Consider the following 19,805-nt stretch of genomic DNA (forward strand, 5'->3'; position numbering starts at 1 on the left):
GCCCGACCGGTCGGCCGCCTCATGCCCCGCACGAGCACACTGCACATCACGAGCACACAGTCCACAGAGGAGCACCACGTGACCACGGCGATGCAGCCCGAGGTTCCTGAGGCGCGTGACGCCGATGCAGAGCAGTCGGCGTACCCGGCCGGCGCGAGGCCGGTCTTCGCCCCCGGCGCCCAGGTGCGCATCCGACACGAGCAGTGGCTCGTGAAGTCCGTTGCGGAGTCCCGTGACGGACTCATGGTCGAGGTCAGCGGTGTTTCCTCGTTCGTGCGTGGCACGGACGCGGTGTTTTACTCCGGGCTGGACCTGATCGAGGTGCTCGATCCGCGCAAGACTCGACTCGTACCCGACGACACCTCCAAGCACGCCAAGGCCCGCCTCTACCTGGAGGCGGTGATCCGTAAGACCGCGTTGCCGCAGACCGAGCATGGCATCGCGCTCGCCGACTCCTTCCTCATGGACCGGCAGGAGCACCAGCTGCGCCCCGCCGAGCTGGCGCTGTCCATGCGTAACCCTCAGCCTCGGTTGCTGATCGCCGACGTGGTTGGTCTGGGCAAGACGCTGGAGATCGGCATCACGCTCGCGGAGCTGATCCGTCGGGGGCGCGGCGAGCGCATCCTCGTGGTCACGCCCGCCCATGTACTGGAGCAGTTCCAGCGCGAGCTGTGGACCCGCTTCTCCCTGCCGCTGGTGCGTCTTGACTCGACCGGCATTCAGCGCATCCAGCAGGAGATCCCGGCGGGACGGAACCCGTTCGCCCACTTCAAGCGCGTCATCGTCTCCGTCGACACCCTCAAGTCGGCGACGTACGCCCACCACCTGGAGAACATCACCTGGGATGCGGTGGTCATCGACGAGTCTCACAACCTCGTGAACAAGGGCACCCGTAACAACCTCCTCGCCCGCCGCCTCGCCGAGCAGACGGATGCGCTGATCCTGGCTTCCGCCACCCCGCACAACGGCGACGCCGAATCCTTCGCCGAGCTGATCCGGATGCTCGACCCGGCGGCGATCGCCGATCCCAAGAACTACAAGGTCGCCGACCTCGACCACCTCTACATCAGGCGTACCAAGACCGATCATGAGGTGCGTGACGGCCTCAAGAACAAGCCTTGGGCCGAACGCGGCGACTCCCTGCCGGTGACGGCTCCGGCGACACGGAAGGAGGTCGCCGTCCTGGAGAAGCTCGCGAACGAATGGACGCCGGGCGACCCGAACCGTTCGTCGGTCTGCGCCGATCCCTTGGTCGGCTACAACTTCCTGAAGGCGTTCCTCTCCTCGCACGTTGCCCTGCGGGAATCCCTGGCCAAGCGCCGTGCCTACCTGGACAACCCGAAGAGCGTCACGGCGAAAAGCAAGGCCAAGACCGCGCCGGACACTCCCGAGCGCCGCGCTGCTCTCGCCGCCGAAAGTAAGGCCCTGGCGGAGCTGGAGGCGCTGGTCGCGGACTTTACCGACCAGGACTCCGCCAAGCTCGATGCACTTGTACGCACCCTCAAGAAGCTTGACGTCGGCCCCGGAGCCGAGCGGCGCGTCGTGATCTTCTCCGAGCGCGTCGACACCTTGGATTGGCTGGCCGAGAAGGTGCCAGCCCGGCTCGGCTTCAGGAAGAAGAGCTTGGCCAAGCCTGACAAGACGCGTCCGTGGAGAGCGTATGACGGCGTCGTCGAGGTCATGCACGGCGACACCACCAACGACCAACAACAGCGGGAGATCGTCGACCGCTTCGGTCGGCGCGAGGAGCCGGTACGGCTGCTGTTCACCGGTGACATCGCCTCCGAGGGCGTCAACCTGCACCACCAGTGCCATGACCTCATCCACTACGACCTGCCCTGGTCTCTCATCCGTATCGAGCAGCGCAACGGACGTATCGACCGTTACGGGCAGGCGGTCAGCCCCGAGTTCCGTGCGCTCATTCTCACCGCCGACGTGCCCTGGCGGCGCGATGAGGAGAGCGGCGAGATGCTCACGCTCGACGACCGGCTCGTCGGCGACCGTCTGCTGCGCCGTGAGGAGCAGGCGCACGAGATCGAGACCGGCGAGGGCAGCGCCGAGGCCGTCACCGGTCTCTACAACGACAAGAAGGAAGAGGACCGCCTCACCCGCGACCTCATCAAGGGCGGCACCGTCGAACGCTCCATCAAGCAGTCCCAGCAGGAGTCCGGCGGTGTCCTGGCGGGGCTCCTCGCCGGCGCCAACGCCCGGCTCTCCGACCCGACGGTTGCTCCGACCACTCTAGGTACGGCCGCAGTGCCCGAAGCCGATGTACCCCACGTCTTTGGCGACACCAAGGCGTACTTCCACACCGCCGTGGACCTCATCTACCCGCAAGCCGAGCGCGAGGCCCTCGCCTGGAAGCCGGAGACGGCGGGAGGCCGCATCGAGTTCACTCCGCCCGACGACCTGCAGTACCGCTTCCGGGAGCTGCCGAAGTCGTACCTGGAGCAGGAGAAGATCCTCACGACGCCCAAGTACGACGGCACGCTGCGTCTCACCTTCGACAAGCAGTACGCCGCCGACCGGCTGGAGGCCGCCCGCAACGCCAAGCAGGGTAAGACCGACGAGCCCACGTCCCAGTGGCCCAATGTGTCCTACGTCTCCGACATTCACCCCGTGCTCGACTGGGTGACGGACAAGGTGCTCGCCAAGCTCAAGTACGACGAGGCGTTCGTCCTCGCCTACCAGCCGGACGCCGCCAAGGCCAAACGGATCGACGCCGCTCTGCCCGCGGCCCTGACCGGTCCGGTCTATCTCCTCCAGGGCGTCTACTCCAACGCGGCGGGCAAGCCGACGATCGTGGAGTGGATGGCGGTCACCGGCCTCGCCGAGGCCACTCCTTGCGTATGGCGCATGGACTCGGCGTTCCTCGCCGCCTGCGGCGTGGGTCCTGACATGCCCGGCCGCGCCCAGCCCATCGACCCCAACCTCCTCCAGGAACTCGTCCCTGCGGCCGTCGACGCGGCAGAGACCCACCTGCGTGAACGCCGCGCCGACTACGACAAGCAGGTCGACTCCTACCTGGCCCCGTACGAGGACCGGGTGCAGGTCTGGGAACAGGGCGCCCTGATCGCCGTCGGCAACCAGGAGCGTCGCCGCAAGCAGGTGTCCGACACCGCCAAGCGCCGCCGCGACCTCGTAAGTCGTCTACGGACCGACGGCGACCCGATGCTGCGGGTCCTCGGTGTGCTTGAACCTCTCCACCCCACCACCGTCTTCGCCGCACACGCCGAGGAGTCCTCGCGATGAGCTACACCTACGACTCCTTTGCCAACCGCGGCGAGTACCTCTCCGCCCACTACTTCAGCGAAGAGCTGGAGAACACCCTCAAGAAGAGCAAGGCGGGTGACGAGGGTCTGTTCACCCTGTGGACCAGTCGCGAGACCGATCCTCACGACCCGCAGCCCACTTCTCGCGAACTCCTTCCCCGGCTCCGCGGTGAGTACCTGGCCGCCATGCGCCCCTTCCTGGCCTCCCGCGCCCAGCAGGAAGAACTCGGCAGCACCTACGACGACCCCACTGGCGAGTGGGCCGAGCGCCTCACGACCTGGCACACCGCCGTCCTCAAGGCTCTCGGTTACGGCGGTGACCGACCCGAGCCGATCACCGTGCACAACGCGGGCAAGGAGTACGAACTCCAAGTCGCCTGGCACGGAGACGGCATCCTCGCCGTCGACTGCGGCTGGACCGCCAAGCTCGACGACGCCCTCGACCCCGACGAGGCCGGACAGCTCCTCCATCCTCTCAAGACCGCCGACGGCCTCCTCGAAGTCGGCGAGAAGCTGGCGGGCTGGCTCTTTCAGAGCGAACTGCACGAGCCTGGCGGCGACGCACCCCGCTTCATCTTGCTGCTGTGCGGTGGCGTACTCGTCCTCGCCGACCGCAGCTCCTGGGCCGAAGGCCGCTATCTCGCCGCCAATCTCGACACAGCTCTTGCCCGCAACGACACGGCGAAGGCTGGCGAACTTTCCCTCCTCGCCGCCCTCTTCTCCCATGACATGCTCGCGCCCCGCCTTGACGGCAAGGGTCGACGCCTCGACGATCTGCTCAAGGCCTCTCGTGACAATGCGGTCGGCGTCAACTCCGAGCTGCGCAAGGGACTCCAGCACTCGGTCGAGATCATCGCGAACGAGGTACTCGCCCGCCTGCGCGAGGCAGAGGTCGAGCCGCGGGAGATCGAGGACCTCAAGAAGGGCCCGTTCGCCAAGCAGCTCACCCGCGAATCGCTGCGTTACCTCTACCGCATCCTCTTCCTCCTCTACGCCGAAGCGCGCCCCGAGCTCGGCATCCTGCCCGCCGACGACTCGACGTACCAGACCGGGTACTCGATCGCCCGCCTGCGCGAATTGGTGGCGCGCGAGCGAAAGCTGGTTGAGGAAGAAAGCCGCAGAGGTTTCCACCTCTACGCCTCCCTCGACGTCCTCTTCAACAAGGTCAACTACGGTCACCGCCCGCACGGCACCGAAGCAGACGACGACAAGCCCGCCGAGGAGCGCAGCGAGCAGCGCGGCCTGCGCTTCGAGCCTCTCCGCAGCGAGCTGTTCGATCCGAAGGCGATCACTCTCATCGGCCGCAGCATCCTCCACCCCCGATGGGACGAGGACGGGGACGAGCCGCCGCAATGGCTGGACCTCCGCCTGCGCAACGAGGCGTTGCACCAGGTGCTGCGTCTGCTGACCATGAAGGAGGCCGGCCAGAAGGGCAGACAGGGCGGCTTCATCTCCTACCGCAACCTCGGCATCAACCAGCTCGGCGCCGTCTACGAGGGCCTGATGTCCTACACCGGCATCATCGCCGAGGAGGAGCTGGCCGAGGTCGCCAAGCCCGGCGCGAAGAAGGGCGGCAAGCAGTACGGCGACCCCGAGAAGGGATCCTGGCTCATCCCCGCCGACCAGCTGACCAAATACAGGGAGAACACGTACGTTGTGTACTCCGCCCAGGACGCCGAACAGTACGGTCTGCGTGGCCCCAAGAAGTACGACAAGGGCACCTTCGTCTACCGACTGGCCGGCCGCGACCGTGAAACGTCCGCCTCGTACTACACCCCTGAGTCTCTTACGAAGGTCACCGTCGAGCTGGCACTCAAGCACCGCCTCGACCAGGAGAAGGACGCCGACGGCAATACGGTCCAGACCCGCGCGAGCGAGCTACTGCGCTACACGATCTGCGAACCTGCTCTGGGGTCCGGCGCGTTCCTCAACGAGGCGATCAACCAGGTCGCCAAGGAGTACCTGAAGCGCCGTCAGGATGAGTTGGGTGTCAGCCTGGACACGTCGAAGACGCTCGATGCCGAGCAGAAGGTGAAGGCGTACATCGCCCTTCACAATGCGTACGGAATCGACCTGAACTCGACGGGTGTGGAGCTGGCGGAGGTGTCGCTGTGGCTCAACACTATGCACCCCGGCATGCGTGCACCGTGGTTCGGATTGCATCTACGGCGAGGCAACTCACTTATCGGAGCCAGGCGTTGGGTGTACGAGGCCGAGCGCGTCAAGAAGGAGCGGACGATCGGTGCGCACACGCCGATCAAGCTGCCGTTCCGGGCGGCTGGGGATGGTTCGGAGCAGTTGTTGCCGGATGGGGCTGTGCATCAGTTCCTTCTGCCGACGCCTGGGTGGGGTGCGGTCGCAGGGGCGAGCGGGGATGCGAAGAAGTTGGTGGAGCAGCTCGCCGGGCCGCAGTTGGAGCAGTTGAAGGCGTGGAAGAACAGCATCAAGGCGAAGCCCACAACAACGGGCGGCAAGGGCAGCCAGCTCGCTCGATTGCAGGCGGCGGCCCTTCGCGTCGAGTTCCTGTGGAAGCTCGTCGCCAAGCGCATGGAGCTGAGCGAGCGAGAGATCGCCCGCACCATCGATGTGTGGGGGACGGATCGCGAGGAGGACGCGGAGGAGTACTCCTTCCTCCGTCGCGACAAGCAGAACCCTGACCAGATCCTGCCGCTGACCAAGGAGCAGGTTTTCAAGGACCTCTTCGCGGCTGAGGGCTCCCCTTACTGGCGGCTCAAGCAGGTCATGGACGCGTGGTGCGCGCTGTGGTTCTGGCCGCTGGAGAAGGTGGGGCTGCTGGACGGGGCGGACGCAGAGTACGCGACAGCTCCGGTGGTGCCAGCAGCGGCCGGGGCCGACCTGGATGCGTTGTTGTCGTCGGTGGCTGGGCCGGCGGTGCAGGTCGAGGAGCGCGCGCCCAAGCCGACGCCTGTGCCACAATGCCTTGAACCAGGCCTGTTGTTCACCATGGATGGTGACCAGATTTCCCTGGGTGATGCCGAGGGTGACGACGAGGCCGGGAAGAAGAAGGAGGACAAGAAGAAGCGCGGCTCCTCCGCTCCCAAGAAGCCCAGTGGACCGGCGCGCCGCCGCGATGTCATTCCGCTGGCGGACCTGGACGACTGGATCGCCTTCCTGGAGTCCATGCTCGGCACGGGATCGGTGCCGGAGGACACCTTCGCCACGACGGTCGACTCTTTGGAGGAGCTGAAGAAGCTCGAAGACCTGGTGCAGGCCGAGATGGGTATGGACGATGCCCGTAAGGCGGTTGAGACGCGGTATCCGTGGATGCGGGTCGTTCGCGGTATCGCCGAGGAGCAGGGATTTCTGCACTGGGAGTTGGACTTCGCTGGTGTCTTCACCGGTGAGGCGGGGGGCTTCGACCTTCAGGTGGGTAATCCGCCATGGGTGCGGCCGGAGTGGAAAGAGGATCCGGTCCTAGCGGAGTATGAGCCTTGGTTCATGCTCACGGAGAAGCCGAAGGCGGAGGACAAGAACCGACGGCGGGAGGCCGAGCTCGCGCGCGAGGAAGTGCAGGAGTATCTGCTCGGCGAGGTGACGAATACGGTGACGATGGCGAGCTACCTCTCGGTGGCCCCCGTCTACCCGCTCATTTCGGGCAGCCAGCCGGACCTGTACCGGGCGTTCATGTGCGAGGTGTGGGACCACTCGGGGTCCGGCGGTACGGCTGGGATGGTCCACCCAGACACGCATTTCGCGGGGGACAAGGAGGCGAGCCTGCGGGCGGCGGCATATCGACGGTTGCGGGTGCATGGGGACTTCGTCAACGCGGGGAACCGCTTTTTCCCGCCGCCAGTGGGACGGCCCACGCATTTCGGTGTGCATGTCTACGGCAATGCGCAGGCGATCGGCTTCGACTCGCTGTCGTGGTTGTTCACCGTTGACGCGCTGCGGCTGTCGGCCACCGCCGAGAGGGCGGGCGCGGCTCCCGGCGTTAAGTACGATGGTGGATGGGACGAGCGCCCCCACCCTGATCGCATTATCCACGTCACCACTGAGACCTTGGAGCGCTGGCAGCGGCTAGCCGGGGATAGCGGTCCGCTGGAGCACACGCGACTGCTCACGCCGGTGAGTACGGCGGAGGACCCAGCAATCGACGCCCTGGGCCTGTACCCGCTGCGACTTGGGGAGCTGAACCCAGACATCACCCCTGGGTACCACGAAAGCGGCGCTAAGAAAGCGCAGTTTGGGCCGGACAAGAACCAGCGGCTCATCGACTACAACACCGGCATCGACGGGCAGGAGGACTACCACGCGACGTCGTGGGACGACGTCATCCTCAAGGGGCCGCAGATCGGCGTTGCCAACCCGATGTTCAAGCAGCCGAGTCAGGGTCATGCGGAGATGTGGGGTCTCGACCCGAGCGAACTCGCAGACGACGCGCTGCCCGAGTCGGAGTACCGGCGCGTGGCGACGCCCGAAGTGTTCCTGAGCGAGCAGGACAAGTGGACCGACTGGGACGCGTATGAGGAGCTTCGCGCGTCGGTAACGGAGCGGACGCAGGCACGCGAGCACATCGCGAAGGTTATGAAAAGGGGGAAGGTCGCCCCGGAGGAGGTAACTGACGCGGAGGTCGAGGCGTTTCTGAAGGCCAAGGCGGGGACCCCGTACAGCGAGCTATACCGGGTGGCATGGCGCGAGATGATTGCGCCCGGCACCGAGCGTACGTTGTACGCGGCTGTTGTTCCACCCGGTTCGACGCACATTCACGCCGTGCGGTCGGGGCGCTGCGCGTCCGAGCGGCTGACAGTCCTTGTGTCCGGGTTCATGGCTGCTCTGCCGGTTGACTACCTTCTCCGGATTGCGGGCGTCGGACATCTGGACGTTACCCAGGCAAAGAGCTTGCCTGCTCCCCAAGCCGATCACCCCCTCGCGCCTGCCCTCATCCTTCGGGCACTCCGCCTCAACGTCCTGACGAGCGCGTACGCCGACCTCTGGTCCGAGCTCTACGATCCCAAGTGGTTGGGCTATGAACCGTGGGCCATCACCTGGCCCAACATGTCCACCGAGCTGCACGCCGTTACCTCCACCTGGCAGCGCGACACCCCGCTCCGCACCGAGTACGCCAGGCGGGCCGCGCTCGTGGAGATCGACGCGCTGGTCGCCGTCTGGCTCGGCATCGATGCAGAAACGCTTATCGCTATGTACCGGGCCCGGTTCGGCATCATGCAGGACTTTGACCGGGTGACCTGGTTTGACGCCAAAGAGCGAAAGATGGCCGGAGATCGGTACGCGTACGGTATCCACCAGACCAAGGACCACTGGACCCAGTTCCAGGCCTACCAGGACGACCCCGACAACAACCCCGTCCCCACCGGCTACACCGCCTCCTTCTACAAGGCGAACCGCGAGCGCGAGATGCGCCAAGCTCACGCCTACTTCAAGCAGCGCCTCGATGAAGCTGTAACTAAGGGTCTCTGGGACCCGGAGAAGATGGAGGTCCCGACCCCGTGAGGCCGACCCTCGAAGCGCAGGGACTCAAGGAAAGCCTGCTCCAGTACCTGTCCACGACGTATGGCCTCGCGGACGAGGGCGCCCGTAAGGCGCTGAATGCCTTCCTTGGGGACGAGACGACGGGTATGTTCCGCGGACCGTACCTCCGCCTGCGTACCCCCTTCACCCCGGCCGACGACGGCTGGCAGCAGCACCTGGACTGGGTCCGTACCGACGGCTGGACGCCGTACGCGCACCAGGCCCGCGCCTTCGCCCGGCTCACCTCCAAGGATGGCCACACACCTCAGCCCACGCTCGTCACGACAGGCACTGGATCCGGCAAGACCGAGTCGTTCCTGTACCCCGTGCTCGATCACTGCGCGCGCGAACGCGCGGCCGGGAACAACGGGGTCAAGGCGGTCTTCCTGTACCCGATGAACGCCCTGGCTACGGACCAGGCGGCCCGTATTAATGATCTGCTCACCGATTACGACGAGTTGAGCGGTGTCCGCGCCGGCCTGTACATCGGGGAGAAAGCGGCGACGCACTACGACCGGGTCTACACCCGCCGCCAGGACATGCAGCTGTCTCCGCCGGACATCCTAATCACCAACTACAAGATGCTCGACCTGCTTCTGCAGCGCGCGGCCGACGCCCCGCTGTGGGACGGCAGCGACATCCGCTACGTCGTCGTCGACGAGTTCCACACCTACGACGGCGCGCAGGGCACTGACGTCGCCATGCTGCTACGCCGTCTCGCCATCGCCGTCGATGCCAACCGGCCCGGCATGCCGCTGGGTTCGATCACCCCCATTGCCACCTCTGCGACCCTCGCCTCCGGTACCGATGCGGACGGGGTACAGCAACTCCTCTCCGTGGCCACCAACGTCTTCGGCACGGAGTTCACCGAGGACGCGATCGTCGGCGAGGACCGGCTGACGGTCGACGAGTTCATCCTGGGCGAGGACGAGTCGATCCCAGACGCGAGATTCCTCCCCGGCCAGGCCACAGCCCCCGAGACACTCACCGCTCTGCCGGATCCGGCATCCGGCGGCCCCGAAGAACTCGCGGACCTCGCCGAGGCCGTCATCGGAAGCCGGATCACCGACCCGGTCGCCCTCGGCGCGGCACTCAAGCGCAACCGGCTCACGTATGCCGTTTTGAACGCCTTCGACGGCACGGTGCGCACCTACGACGAGGTACTCGACGTGATGCGCCGCAGTGGCGCCAAGAGCTGGGACGAGGCGATCACGACACGTCCCCAGATCGCCGCGCTGGCACTCGCCCGCTTTGTCGCGCTGCTGTCCGTGGCACGTGCCCCTGACGCGCCGGCCGCGATCAGCCGCCCCTTCGTCCAGGTCGAGGTGCACCAGTGGGCGCGGTCCGTCACCCGCATGCTGCGTGGCGTACTGCCATGGCCGAAAGCCGAGTTCGCATGGGACGCGGCCGGGGCGCAGAGCCAATCGCGTACGACTCCGGACACCACCACCTCCCGCGACACCAAGATCTTCCTGCCTGCGGTGTACTGCCGCGAGTGCGGGCGTTCCGGCTGGTCGGTCCTCGCTCCCGAGTCGAACTTCGAGGAGCTGAACTTCGAGGCCCACAAGATCCGCCGGGCCACCGTCACCGCCGAGAAGGCCAAGGTGCGCACCCTGGTGGCGGCCACCGATAACGAGGCCCGCGAGGGAAACGGCCGTACCGCCATGGACCCGGCGGCGCAGAGGTCGCTGACAACCGGCGGCGCGGGCGTGCTCATGGTGCTCGACGGCCTGTCCCAGCGCCTGCGGCTGCCCGACCCTCAGGGCGACTACGACGACGAGGGCAACCCGGCGCCCGCCGGCCCTGACTCCGCCTTCGTCCTCGTCCAGCTCGGCGACACCGCGGAACGCGCCGCCAAGGACGACTGGTGCCCTGCCTGCGGCACCCACAACGCGATCCGCTTCGTCGGTACGGGTGCCGCCGCGCTCGCAGCCGCCTCCATCACCCAGCTGTTCACCGGCGGGGAGATGGACAAGAAGCAGCGTGAGACGAAGACGCTGATGTTCAACGACTCGGTACAGGACGCCGCGCACCGGGCCGGTTTCGTCGCCTCCCGCTCGTATACCTTCTCCTTGCGGGCCCTGTTCACCAAGCACCTGAGCGAACAGCAGTCCAGCGCCCTCAACGACCTCGTCGCCAACGTCGTCGCGGCCACCACCGACCGTGAGACACTCGCCGCCGTCGTCCCGCCAGACCTCCACGACGACACGGGCGTCGCACGCCTGCTGTCCGGCCAAGGACGAGGTGGGGACAAGAAGACCTGGGACCTGATCGGTGAACGGTTCGCGTTCGGGGCCGTCATGGAGTTCGGCCACCGCTCCCGCAACGGCCGTACCCTCGAACTGACCCGTACCTCAGCCGCCTGGGTGGACGTCCCCGATGAGCAGGCGGCTGTGGCGCTCGTGCGCGCCGCTCATGAGGAGGCCTCCCACCGTGGGTTGACGCTCACCGAACACGACGACGCCCGCTACCTGGCCTTTCTGCGCGGCCTGATGGAGCGACTGCGTACACGTGGAGCGGTTGGACACCGGTGGCTGGAGAAGTTTCTCGACGAGGCGGGCACCAGCCGCTACTTCATCTGGGGAGGTCGCCCGCGCGGCATGAAGGCCTTCCCCAAGGGGGTCTCCGCACCGAGCTTCCTGCTCGCGCGGCCCAAGCCGAGCAGCGAGTTCGACTTCGCCGCCGGACGGCTGTCCTGGTACCAGACCTGGGCCCAGCGCTGCCTCGACATGACCCGCGAACAGGCCGACGAGTTCTGGGTTCGGCTGCTGCCCCGGCTCACCGATGCCGGGCTGCTTGCAGCACGTACCCCGAGCGACACGGCCGCCCGCCTGTACGGCCTCCAGCCAGGGGCCATCCGGTTGCAGTTGCTGACCGACGCCCAGGTCAACGAGGCCTATGTGCGCTGCCCGAAGTGCTTCTGGGAGCAGACCGTCCACCCCTCGCTGCTGGACCAGTACCACGGGCAGCCCTGCCAGGCGTATCGCTGCACGACGGGGCGGCTGATCGCCGGCGACCGGTGGCTGGAGACCGTGGACCGGCACGACCGGGACCGCGACTACCGTGACGACTACTACCGCAGCCTGTACCGGCGAGCGGGTACTTACCAGGTCATCACCGCTGAGCACACCGGTCTGCTTACCCGCGGCAAGCGCGAACGTGTCGAGGACGCCTTCCGCAACGGCGAGGGATTCAACGACCCTAACGTGCTTTCCTGCACGCCCACCCTGGAGATGGGCATCGACATCGGCGACCTGTCCGCCGTCGTCCTCGGCGCCCTACCGCGCCGTCCGGCCAACTATGCTCAGCAGGCGGGTCGGGCCGGACGCCGTACCGGAAACGCCTTCCTGCTGACTATCCCCGACCGCAAGCGTCGCGACCTGTACTTCCTCGACCGGCCGCGGGACATGATCGACGGACGGATCGTACCGCCGGGCTCGTATCTGTCGGCCATCGAGATCCTGCGCCGTCAGTACACCGCCCACCTCCTCGATCTCGCGGCGCGCGGCCGACTGCTGCGCGAGGACGGCAGGCCGCTGGCCGCGCTGTCGCGCCGGGTCGACGAGCTCTTCGGTCCCTCCGGCTATCTCGCCGACTTCACCGACGCCGCCCTCGCCCACGGCGAGGAACTCGTCGCTGGCTTCCTCGCCCTGTTTCCGACCGGCGTGAGCGACGCCGCCAAGAAGGAGCTGGAGAAGTACGCGGTCCGTGGCATCCGCAGCGCGATCGAGAAGGCCGAACGGGAGTGGGAGCGCGAGAACCAGAAGCTGCGCACCCGCATCCGTACGATCCGTTCCGCAATCGACGAACTCAAGGACGGCGACGACGAACAGGCGAGCACGAAGGCGGAGTTGGAGGCCGAGCTCGGCGCCATCTCCAAGCAGGGTGCCACACGGCAGCGTCAGCCCGCCCAGACCGTGCTGTGCGACCTCGGCCTGCTGCCCAACTACGCCCTCATCGACGCCACGACCACCCTCGACGCCACCGTCTTCTGGCCCGAGGGCACCACACCCGAAGGCCGACCCCGCTACAAGTCGAAGTCGTTCTCTTACGGGCGTCCGCGTAGCTTCGCCCTGTCCGAGCTCGCCCCCGGCAACACCTTCTACGCCGAGGGCTACAAGCACCGGATCACTGGTATCGACATCGTCACCGGCCGGGACCAGGACTGGCGCCACTGGCGCTTCTGCCCCTCGTGCGGCTACGTCCGCACCGAGAACGCCGAGAACGACATCACGCCCTGCCCGCGCTGCGGGGAGACCGGCATCGCCGACTCCGGCTGCCTGTGGCAGATCGTCCAGCCCAGTGTTGTCACCGCCCGGGACAAGCGCGAGGACGCCAGGATCGGCGACGAAAGCGACGACCGCGACCGCCGCTTCTACACCGTCGTCGACATGGTCGACATCCACCCTGAGCACTTCGCCAAGGGCAAGTCCTGGCGGCACACCAAAGAGATCTTCGGCGTCGACTACACCCGCCGGGCCGTCATCCGCAGCGTCAACACCGGACCGCTCAGCATCGGCGCCCAGGACAACGACCAGCTTGCCGGGCAGCCCGTGCGTATCGCCCCATTCCATGTGTGCACGGCCTGCGGAGCGGCGAGCGCCGATGGACGACCGGTCTTCGACGACGACCGCGACTCCGTAGACAACTCCGCCAATCGGCAACGCGAACTCAAGCACCACACCCCCTGGTGCCCGCTGCGGCGCGGCAAAAAGGGCGTATCCCAGGAAGAGGTCCTGCTCGCCCACGAGCTGGAAACCGAAGCCCTGCGCATCCTGCTGCCCGCCGCGACCGTCCTCGTCAAGGAGAAGGTCCACTCCTTCCAGGCCGCCCTGCGCCTGGGCGTGGACGGCGCCTTCGGCGGCGACCCGCAGCACCTCGACACCACCCTCGCCACCATGCCGGACCGTGACACGGCAGAGAAGCGGCACTTCCTGGTCCTCTACGACCGCCTCCCGCACGGCACCGGCTACCTCGACCGGCTCACCGCCCCCGCGAACTTCCGTCAGGTGCTAGAAGGCGCACGTCGGCTCCTCGTGGAGTGCCCCTGCAACGGAGAGGGCGGACCGGCCTGCCACCGCTGCCTGTACCTCTACGCCGACGAGCAGTACATCGAGAGCGTCTCCCGCCAGGCCGCCCTGGAGATCCTCGACGAACTCCTCGGCACCGACACCGACGCCTGGGACACCAAGAAGGTCGGCAACACCGATCAGATCGGTCTGGACGGGCAGGTCGAGTCCGATCTGGAGGCACGCTTCCTCAAGGCCCTGCGTGGGTGGGCCGGACAGCGCGGCGACGCCGTGCTGGAGGAGAGCGGCGACAACAGCGCCTATCTGCGTCTGGACGAGGTGGGCACCGTGCACGGCTGGCGTCTGACCGCCCAGCGCAACGAGGGTTTCACCCGTACTGACTTTACCTTCGAACGCATCGACGGCCCCAAGGGCTCCAAACAGAAGATCACCGTCTATCTCGACGGACACCGTTTCCACGCCACCCGCCGTCACAACCGGCTCGCCGGCGATGCCGACAAGCGCAACCGGCTCCGGGCCGAGGGACGTGCCGTCTTTCAGCTCGCCTGGGACGACCTCGACGCCTTCGAGCAGCAGACGAACACGGCGGAGTCGTCGGCGGAGCGAGAGCCGGCCGAGCCGGTGTGGCCGCCGTACCCGCGCAGCGCCCAGGACGTGGCCAAGCAGCTCTACGCCGAGCGTGGCGGTGACGACCTCGCCACCACCGCCTTCACCGACCCGATGAACATGCTCCTCGCCTACCTGCGCAGCCCCGACGACGCGGTCTGGGGCAAGCGGGCATCGGCGGTGGTCGGCGGACTCCTCGGCACCGGCCAGGAGATCCTCGTCGGCAACGGCACCCCTGACCAGACTCGCCAGACACTCGGCCACCTCCTCGGTACCTGGGGACGCACCGACGGCATCGACCCGGCGCCCGTGCGGGGTACGGGCACGCTCAACCTGTTCCAGACCTGCGACCAGTCCGGTCTGCCCATAGCCTTCCTCGTCGACGGGTCCACAGGCCACTGGTCCGCCCTGGCCTGCCTCGACGACAGCGAACCCGACCAGCTCGGCACACCCGAGCACAAGGCGCGCTGGCGCTCCTGGCTCCAGTGGTCCAACATCTTGCAGTTCCTCGCCCACGACGGCGGCGACGGCGTCCAACTGACCACGACCACCGCGGGCCGCTTCGACGCCGCGCTACTCAAGGCCTTTGGCGGCCTCGGCGAACTCGAGTCCCTCGTCGTGCGGTACGGCACCGGCACACCTGCCCCGCAGCCCGTGTCCTCGGAGGTGTCCCCCTTGGAGGCGTCCGACGAAACGCCTCTCGAAGCGGCGGTACGGGATCTGCTGTGGGACCGGGAGATCCTCGAATATCTTGATGAGGACGAACCCGACACCCCCCTCACCCGCCTCGCCCACGTCTTGGCCGACGGCGGCAAGAAAGCCCCGGCTTATGGCTATGAGCTCGGCGAACGAGGCTGGCTCGCCGACTTCGCCTGGGACCACGACGACCAGCGGATCGCCGTCATGGCCGAGCCGTACGACCAGGAGGACGACGAGAGCGACAAGACCTGGCGTGCCTACCGCGACGCCGGGTTCACCGTCCGCTCGGCCGACGACTGGCTTGCCGATCTCGACGCCCTCCTCGCCGCTCTCCCCGACGCGGCCGTTCACCCCGACTCCGAAGAACAGAGTGCCGCCCGATGACCGCACGCCTGAGCCTCTACCAGAAGGCCGAAAACGAGCTCTACAAGATGGACTCGTCGGTCAAGACGAAGTTCTACGACTTCTGTCATCAGTTTCGCCTCGACCCCGATCACCCCAGCCTTGATTTCAAGCCACTCAAGGGCGACGGCCGGATCTTCCGTGCCAAGATCGACCGGTCGTACCGGGCGCTCCTTGCTCGGGCCGGTGTCGGCGCCGACGGGGTGCAACAATGGCTGATCGTCGCGGTGCGCCACCGCAAGGACGTCTACGAAGAGCTCAGCGTCGCCATCAACCGGATCACCGGTGAGATCGAATTCGTCGACCTCGGTGTGGTCGGCCAGAGTGTGCTCCAGCGCGCGGGACTCCAGCTCACTCCGGCCCCGGACGAGCAGACCGCACCGGCCGAGCCCACGACCGCACCCGTCGTAACGCAGCAATCGGCCGCCCCCGCCGAACCGCTTCTCACGGGTTGCACCCCTGAGGATTTGCATCGCCTTGGCGTCGCCGACGTCCTCATCGACCTCGCCCTCACCGTCACCACCGAAGAGGAACTCGACCAGCTCATCGCCGGCGCCCCGCGCCTGGCCGCTGAAGTCCTCACCGGACTCGGCTCCGGCATGTCCGTAGACGAGGTCGAACGCGAGATCACCCAACCTGCCTCCACCGAACTCGAACCGGGCTTCGAGAACGACATGGCGGCGGCCCTTACCCGCACCGCGGTCACCACGGTCGACGACGACATCCGCAACGTCCTCGCCGAGGGCGACTTCCGCGCCTGGAAGGTCTACCTTCACCCCACCCAGCGCAAAATCGTTGAACGGAACTACAAAGGTCCTGCCCGTGTCAGCGGCGGACCCGGCACCGGCAAGACCATTGTCGCCTTGCACCGCGTCGCCCGCCTCGCCGCCGCTCTACCGCCCGGCCACGGCAAGCCGATCCTGCTGACCACATACACCAAGAACCTCACCGCCGACCTGCGCTCCCGGCTCACCTCGCTCATGGAGCCGGCACTGCTCGGCCGCATCGACATCAAGCACATCGACCAGCTCGCCCAGAGCGTCCTCAACGAGAACATCGCGCCCGGCTCGCAGCGCAGCCTGATCACCGACGACCACGCCATGGATGTACTACGCGAAGTCCTCTTCGAACACGACGAACAGCGCTGGGATGCCGAGTTCCTCCTCGAGGAATGGGAACAGATCATCCTCGGCCAGTCCCTCGCCACCCGCCAGGACTACTTCAAGGCCCGCCGCGCCGGCATGGGCCGTGCCCTCAGTCGGCCCGAACGCGCGGCAATTTGGAAGCTGCTCGACCAGTTCACCCTGCGCCTCAACGGTATGGGCCGTGAGACCTGGGCCCAGGCCGCCGAACGCGCGGCCCGCTACGAGATGGAACGCGCTCGCAAGATCCAGATCCGGGCCGAACGCAAGGAGCACATCGGCGGCGGAGACCTGACCCACCTGGACGACAACAGCTCCGGGATGCGTTACCTCCGCCACCGCTACCGGCACATCGTCGTTGACGAAGCCCAGGATCTCAGCCCCGCCCACTGGAAGATGCTTCGCGCCATGGCCACGCCTGGCCCGGACGACCTGTTCATCGCCAGTGACACCCACCAGCGGATCTACGACCGGCAGGTCACCCTCTCCACCGTCGGCGTCAACATCCGCGGTCGCTCCTCGAAACTGACGCTCAGCTACCGCACCACCCAGGAGATTCTCGACCAGGCCGCCAAGGTTGTCCGCGGGGCCACCTACGACGACCTCGACGACGGCACCGACACCCTCGACGGCTACCACTCCCTGCTGCACGGCCCAGCCCCCAAGTACGTCGCGTGCACCGACTGGACCGACGAGATCACTCAGCTCGCCGAGGCGCTCAAGCAGTGGCGCGCGGACATCACCCAGCCCGCCGAGGACGGCACCGTACGCGACCCTAGCGGCACCATGGCCGTCTGCGTCGCCGACGGTGACATGGCCGGCCGGGTCGCCGTCGACCTGGAAACGAAGCACGGCATCACCACAGCGACCCTCACCAAGGACGGCCCGCAGGGCGGCGGCGAGGTCCACATCGGAACGATGCACCGCTTCAAGGGGCTTGAGTACCAGAAGCTCGCAGTCATCGGCGCGAGCGACGGCATCCTGCCGCGCACCGCCGTCGTCGAGAAGTATGAGACGACCGCCCCCAAGCGGTACGAGAGAGAACTCAAAAAAAGCCGTAACCAGCTCTTCGTCGCCACTACCCGAGCCCGCGATGCGTTGCGCATCTCCTGGCACGGCAGGCCCAGCCCGTTCCTACCCGTGTAGGTGGGGGCGACTCTGCGCCGCTGCGGCCACCGGCCGTGGGTCAGCCCGCAACAGCCATATTGTTCACCAGCAAAGCCCGCAGTGACAAAGCGCTCGAGACCTCGTGGGCGCCCGGGAAAGTCTGCGCCATATGATTCGTGCCGAGAGCCTGTGACTTTCTTGTATGCCCCGGAACTCATGCCGGCCACGTGACAAATGGTCACGCTGAAGCATCTCGGTCAGTTCGTCTCAACGGTGGTGAGAGCTCGCAGTATTTCATTGATGGCTTGCTCCCTGGAAAGAAGATGCTCGTAGCGCCCCCCCTTATGCACGAGCGGAATGAATGGCTCTTCCGTGTCCAGTATTTTCTGCTGCCAGGACTCGGGGCTGTTCAGGCGTGCGTCAACGACGGCGGCTTCACGCCGTAGCACAGGTAAGAATAGTTCCTCGAGGCGTGTGATGGTGATGACGCCGTGCTCTCGCCTGCTCTCCAGATGTCCGACTTCGACAGCCAAGACCTGCTCGGAGGCGAACGGGTTTCGCTCCCCGCCCGGGCCAGGGAAGAAGCATTGCGCATACCTGCTGGCGGCCGGAGAGGTGAAGGGGAGGTCAGGAATGCCGCCTTCAGTATCAGCTATGGCTTGGTCCCATTGACGACTCACAGCCAAGGCCCGCTCGTACGACCTGCGCAGAGCCGGGCGGGTAAGCAAGCGCTCCAGAAGTACAGCCGGTGTAGCCCAACCCTGGAAAGTGCCAGCACCGGAGTCGCCGACGGTCGCCAAGAACACTATTGCTTGGGGTCGTTCAAGTCGCACAGCGCCGGAACAGAGCACCAAGAGTCTTGTCTCCCACCATGCCGTACCGTCCTCCAGGTCAACAACCGCCACTTCGCTTCGTGCCGCTTCTTGTAGAGTATCCAGGATCGCTGCGGTACTGTTGTCGTTTAACGTAGCTCCGGGAGTAAGGCCCATGCGTGGTGAGACTGCGATTTCTCGAGGCTGACGCTCCGCAGCCGGGAACTGTATGCGAATACCGAAGGCTTCAACCTCTCCGCCATCGGTAAGGCTTCCGAAGAGAACAAGCAATACCGGCAGAATCGTAAGTAAGAAGATCCCGATCAGGGTCGTTCCCTCATGTTTTTCGCTCGGCCAGTCAATACTCGCACGCAACACGCCGAGCAGTATCAGCAAGCCGATCAGTACTACCGGCACCGCGAGTAGTGCCGAGCGCGCGCTGCCGGGCCAGAAGGGCCCCGCTGACCGGTCCATGCTGGACACTGTGCTGCGGCAGCTCAGCGTGGTCAATCGTTCGGGCAGCCGGAAGCCCTGGAGCGTGCCTTGCTTGGAAGACACGGACCGATCTCAACGACCACACTCGGCTCCCACTGGCTATTGAAAGCGCCGTAGGCAAGCGTAAGCCCGAACTCTGATTGTTCACGAAAGCTTAGAATTATGCGGCGCCAGTGGGGCGCAGGCGCCGCGTTTGCGCTAGATAGTTTCGAGGGACTCACCCTCAGGTGTAGGAGAGAATTGATCGGACTGCGCATACGCCGAACGTCGCATTGTCCTGGCTCCGGATCCCGGCCACACTGCGGGCACGTAGAACTCGACGTGGCCGTCACGGGGGGTCGGGATATGGCTGTGCACGGATTGATCATGCGTTCCCGGTCACCGCAGACCGGCTGCGAGGCCGGCCTGCAGCACACTCCCTCCCTCATCGCACACGATCCTGGCGCCCTGGCGTACCACCCTGGCTGGACACCAACTGCCCATGGTGGACGCACCAGTGCTGTAAATATCGAAGCCCGTTTAGAAGCAGACATCGAGGCGTGGGCCCTGTCGGTAGGAACCCCACGCCCGAAAACCTTCCCGCAGACCAGGGAGCTGCTGTCCGCCGACACGGACAGCGATCAACTGATGCTCCACGCCTCGTTCTGGGCCTCGGACGCGTTGGCCGACGTGCTTCGCGACACCACGGTCGAAGCGCTGTTCATGGTCAGTCCAGGGCTGCTTCAACCGACCGGGAAGAGCTGAACGGGG

The 19,805-nt window shown here is 66.4% G+C and carries 6 protein-coding genes; 5 read left to right on the forward strand and 1 reads right to left on the reverse strand.

The features are described 5' to 3' along the window. Positions 1 to 78 precede the first annotated feature (78 nt). Genes ACFV6E_RS20355 through ACFV6E_RS20370 form a run of 4 tightly spaced genes read left to right on the forward strand, consistent with a single transcriptional unit; the run spans position 79 to position 17,787 of the window. The gene (locus tag ACFV6E_RS20355) at positions 79 to 3,252 is read left to right on the forward strand and encodes a DEAD/DEAH box helicase (RefSeq protein ID WP_385463281.1); all 3,174 of its coding nucleotides are present in this window, start codon (positions 79 to 81) and stop codon (positions 3,250 to 3,252) included. Next, positions 3,249 to 8,744: a hypothetical protein gene (locus ACFV6E_RS20360; RefSeq protein WP_385463284.1), complete on the forward strand. Its 5,496-nt coding sequence runs from the start codon at positions 3,249 to 3,251 to the stop codon at positions 8,742 to 8,744. Before ACFV6E_RS20355 ends, ACFV6E_RS20360 begins: the two co-directional genes overlap by 4 nt. Next, positions 8,741 to 15,481 (forward strand): DEAD/DEAH box helicase, encoded by a 6,741-nt coding sequence (locus tag ACFV6E_RS20365; RefSeq protein ID WP_385463287.1) that lies wholly within the window; start codon positions 8,741 to 8,743, stop codon positions 15,479 to 15,481. Before ACFV6E_RS20360 ends, ACFV6E_RS20365 begins: the two co-directional genes overlap by 4 nt. Next, complete coding sequence (locus ACFV6E_RS20370; protein ID WP_385463290.1) at positions 15,478 to 17,787, forward strand: UvrD-helicase domain-containing protein; 2,310 nt, start codon at positions 15,478 to 15,480, stop codon at positions 17,785 to 17,787. The genes ACFV6E_RS20365 and ACFV6E_RS20370 overlap by 4 nt, the downstream gene beginning before the upstream one ends. 218 nt (positions 17,788 to 18,005) lie before the next feature. Here ACFV6E_RS20370 and ACFV6E_RS20375 read toward each other — a convergent pair whose 3' ends face one another. Beyond that, the gene (locus ACFV6E_RS20375) at positions 18,006 to 19,118 is read right to left on the reverse strand and encodes a hypothetical protein (protein ID WP_385463295.1); all 1,113 of its coding nucleotides are present in this window, start codon (positions 19,116 to 19,118) and stop codon (positions 18,006 to 18,008) included. Positions 19,119 to 19,406: 288 nt separating this feature from the next. Here ACFV6E_RS20375 and ACFV6E_RS20380 point away from each other — a divergent pair, with 288 nt between their 5' ends. After that, positions 19,407 to 19,799, forward strand: a complete 393-nt coding sequence (locus ACFV6E_RS20380) for a hypothetical protein (protein ID WP_385463297.1) — start codon at positions 19,407 to 19,409, stop codon at positions 19,797 to 19,799. Positions 19,800 to 19,805: the final 6 nt, after the last annotated feature.

Origin of the sequence: Streptomyces sp. NPDC059785, from assembly GCF_042732375.1 — a bacterium.
GTDB lineage: Bacteria > Actinomycetota > Actinomycetes > Streptomycetales > Streptomycetaceae > Streptomyces.

Bases quoted from the DNA above. Each gene is read 5' to 3' on its own strand.
- ACFV6E_RS20360 (WP_385463284.1), top strand. From the start codon at position 3,249: ATGAGCTACACCTACGACTCCTTTGCCAACCGCGGCGAGTACCTCTCC.
- ACFV6E_RS20370 (WP_385463290.1), top strand. From the start codon at position 15,478: ATGACCGCACGCCTGAGCCTCTACCAGAAGGCCGAAAACGAGCTCTAC.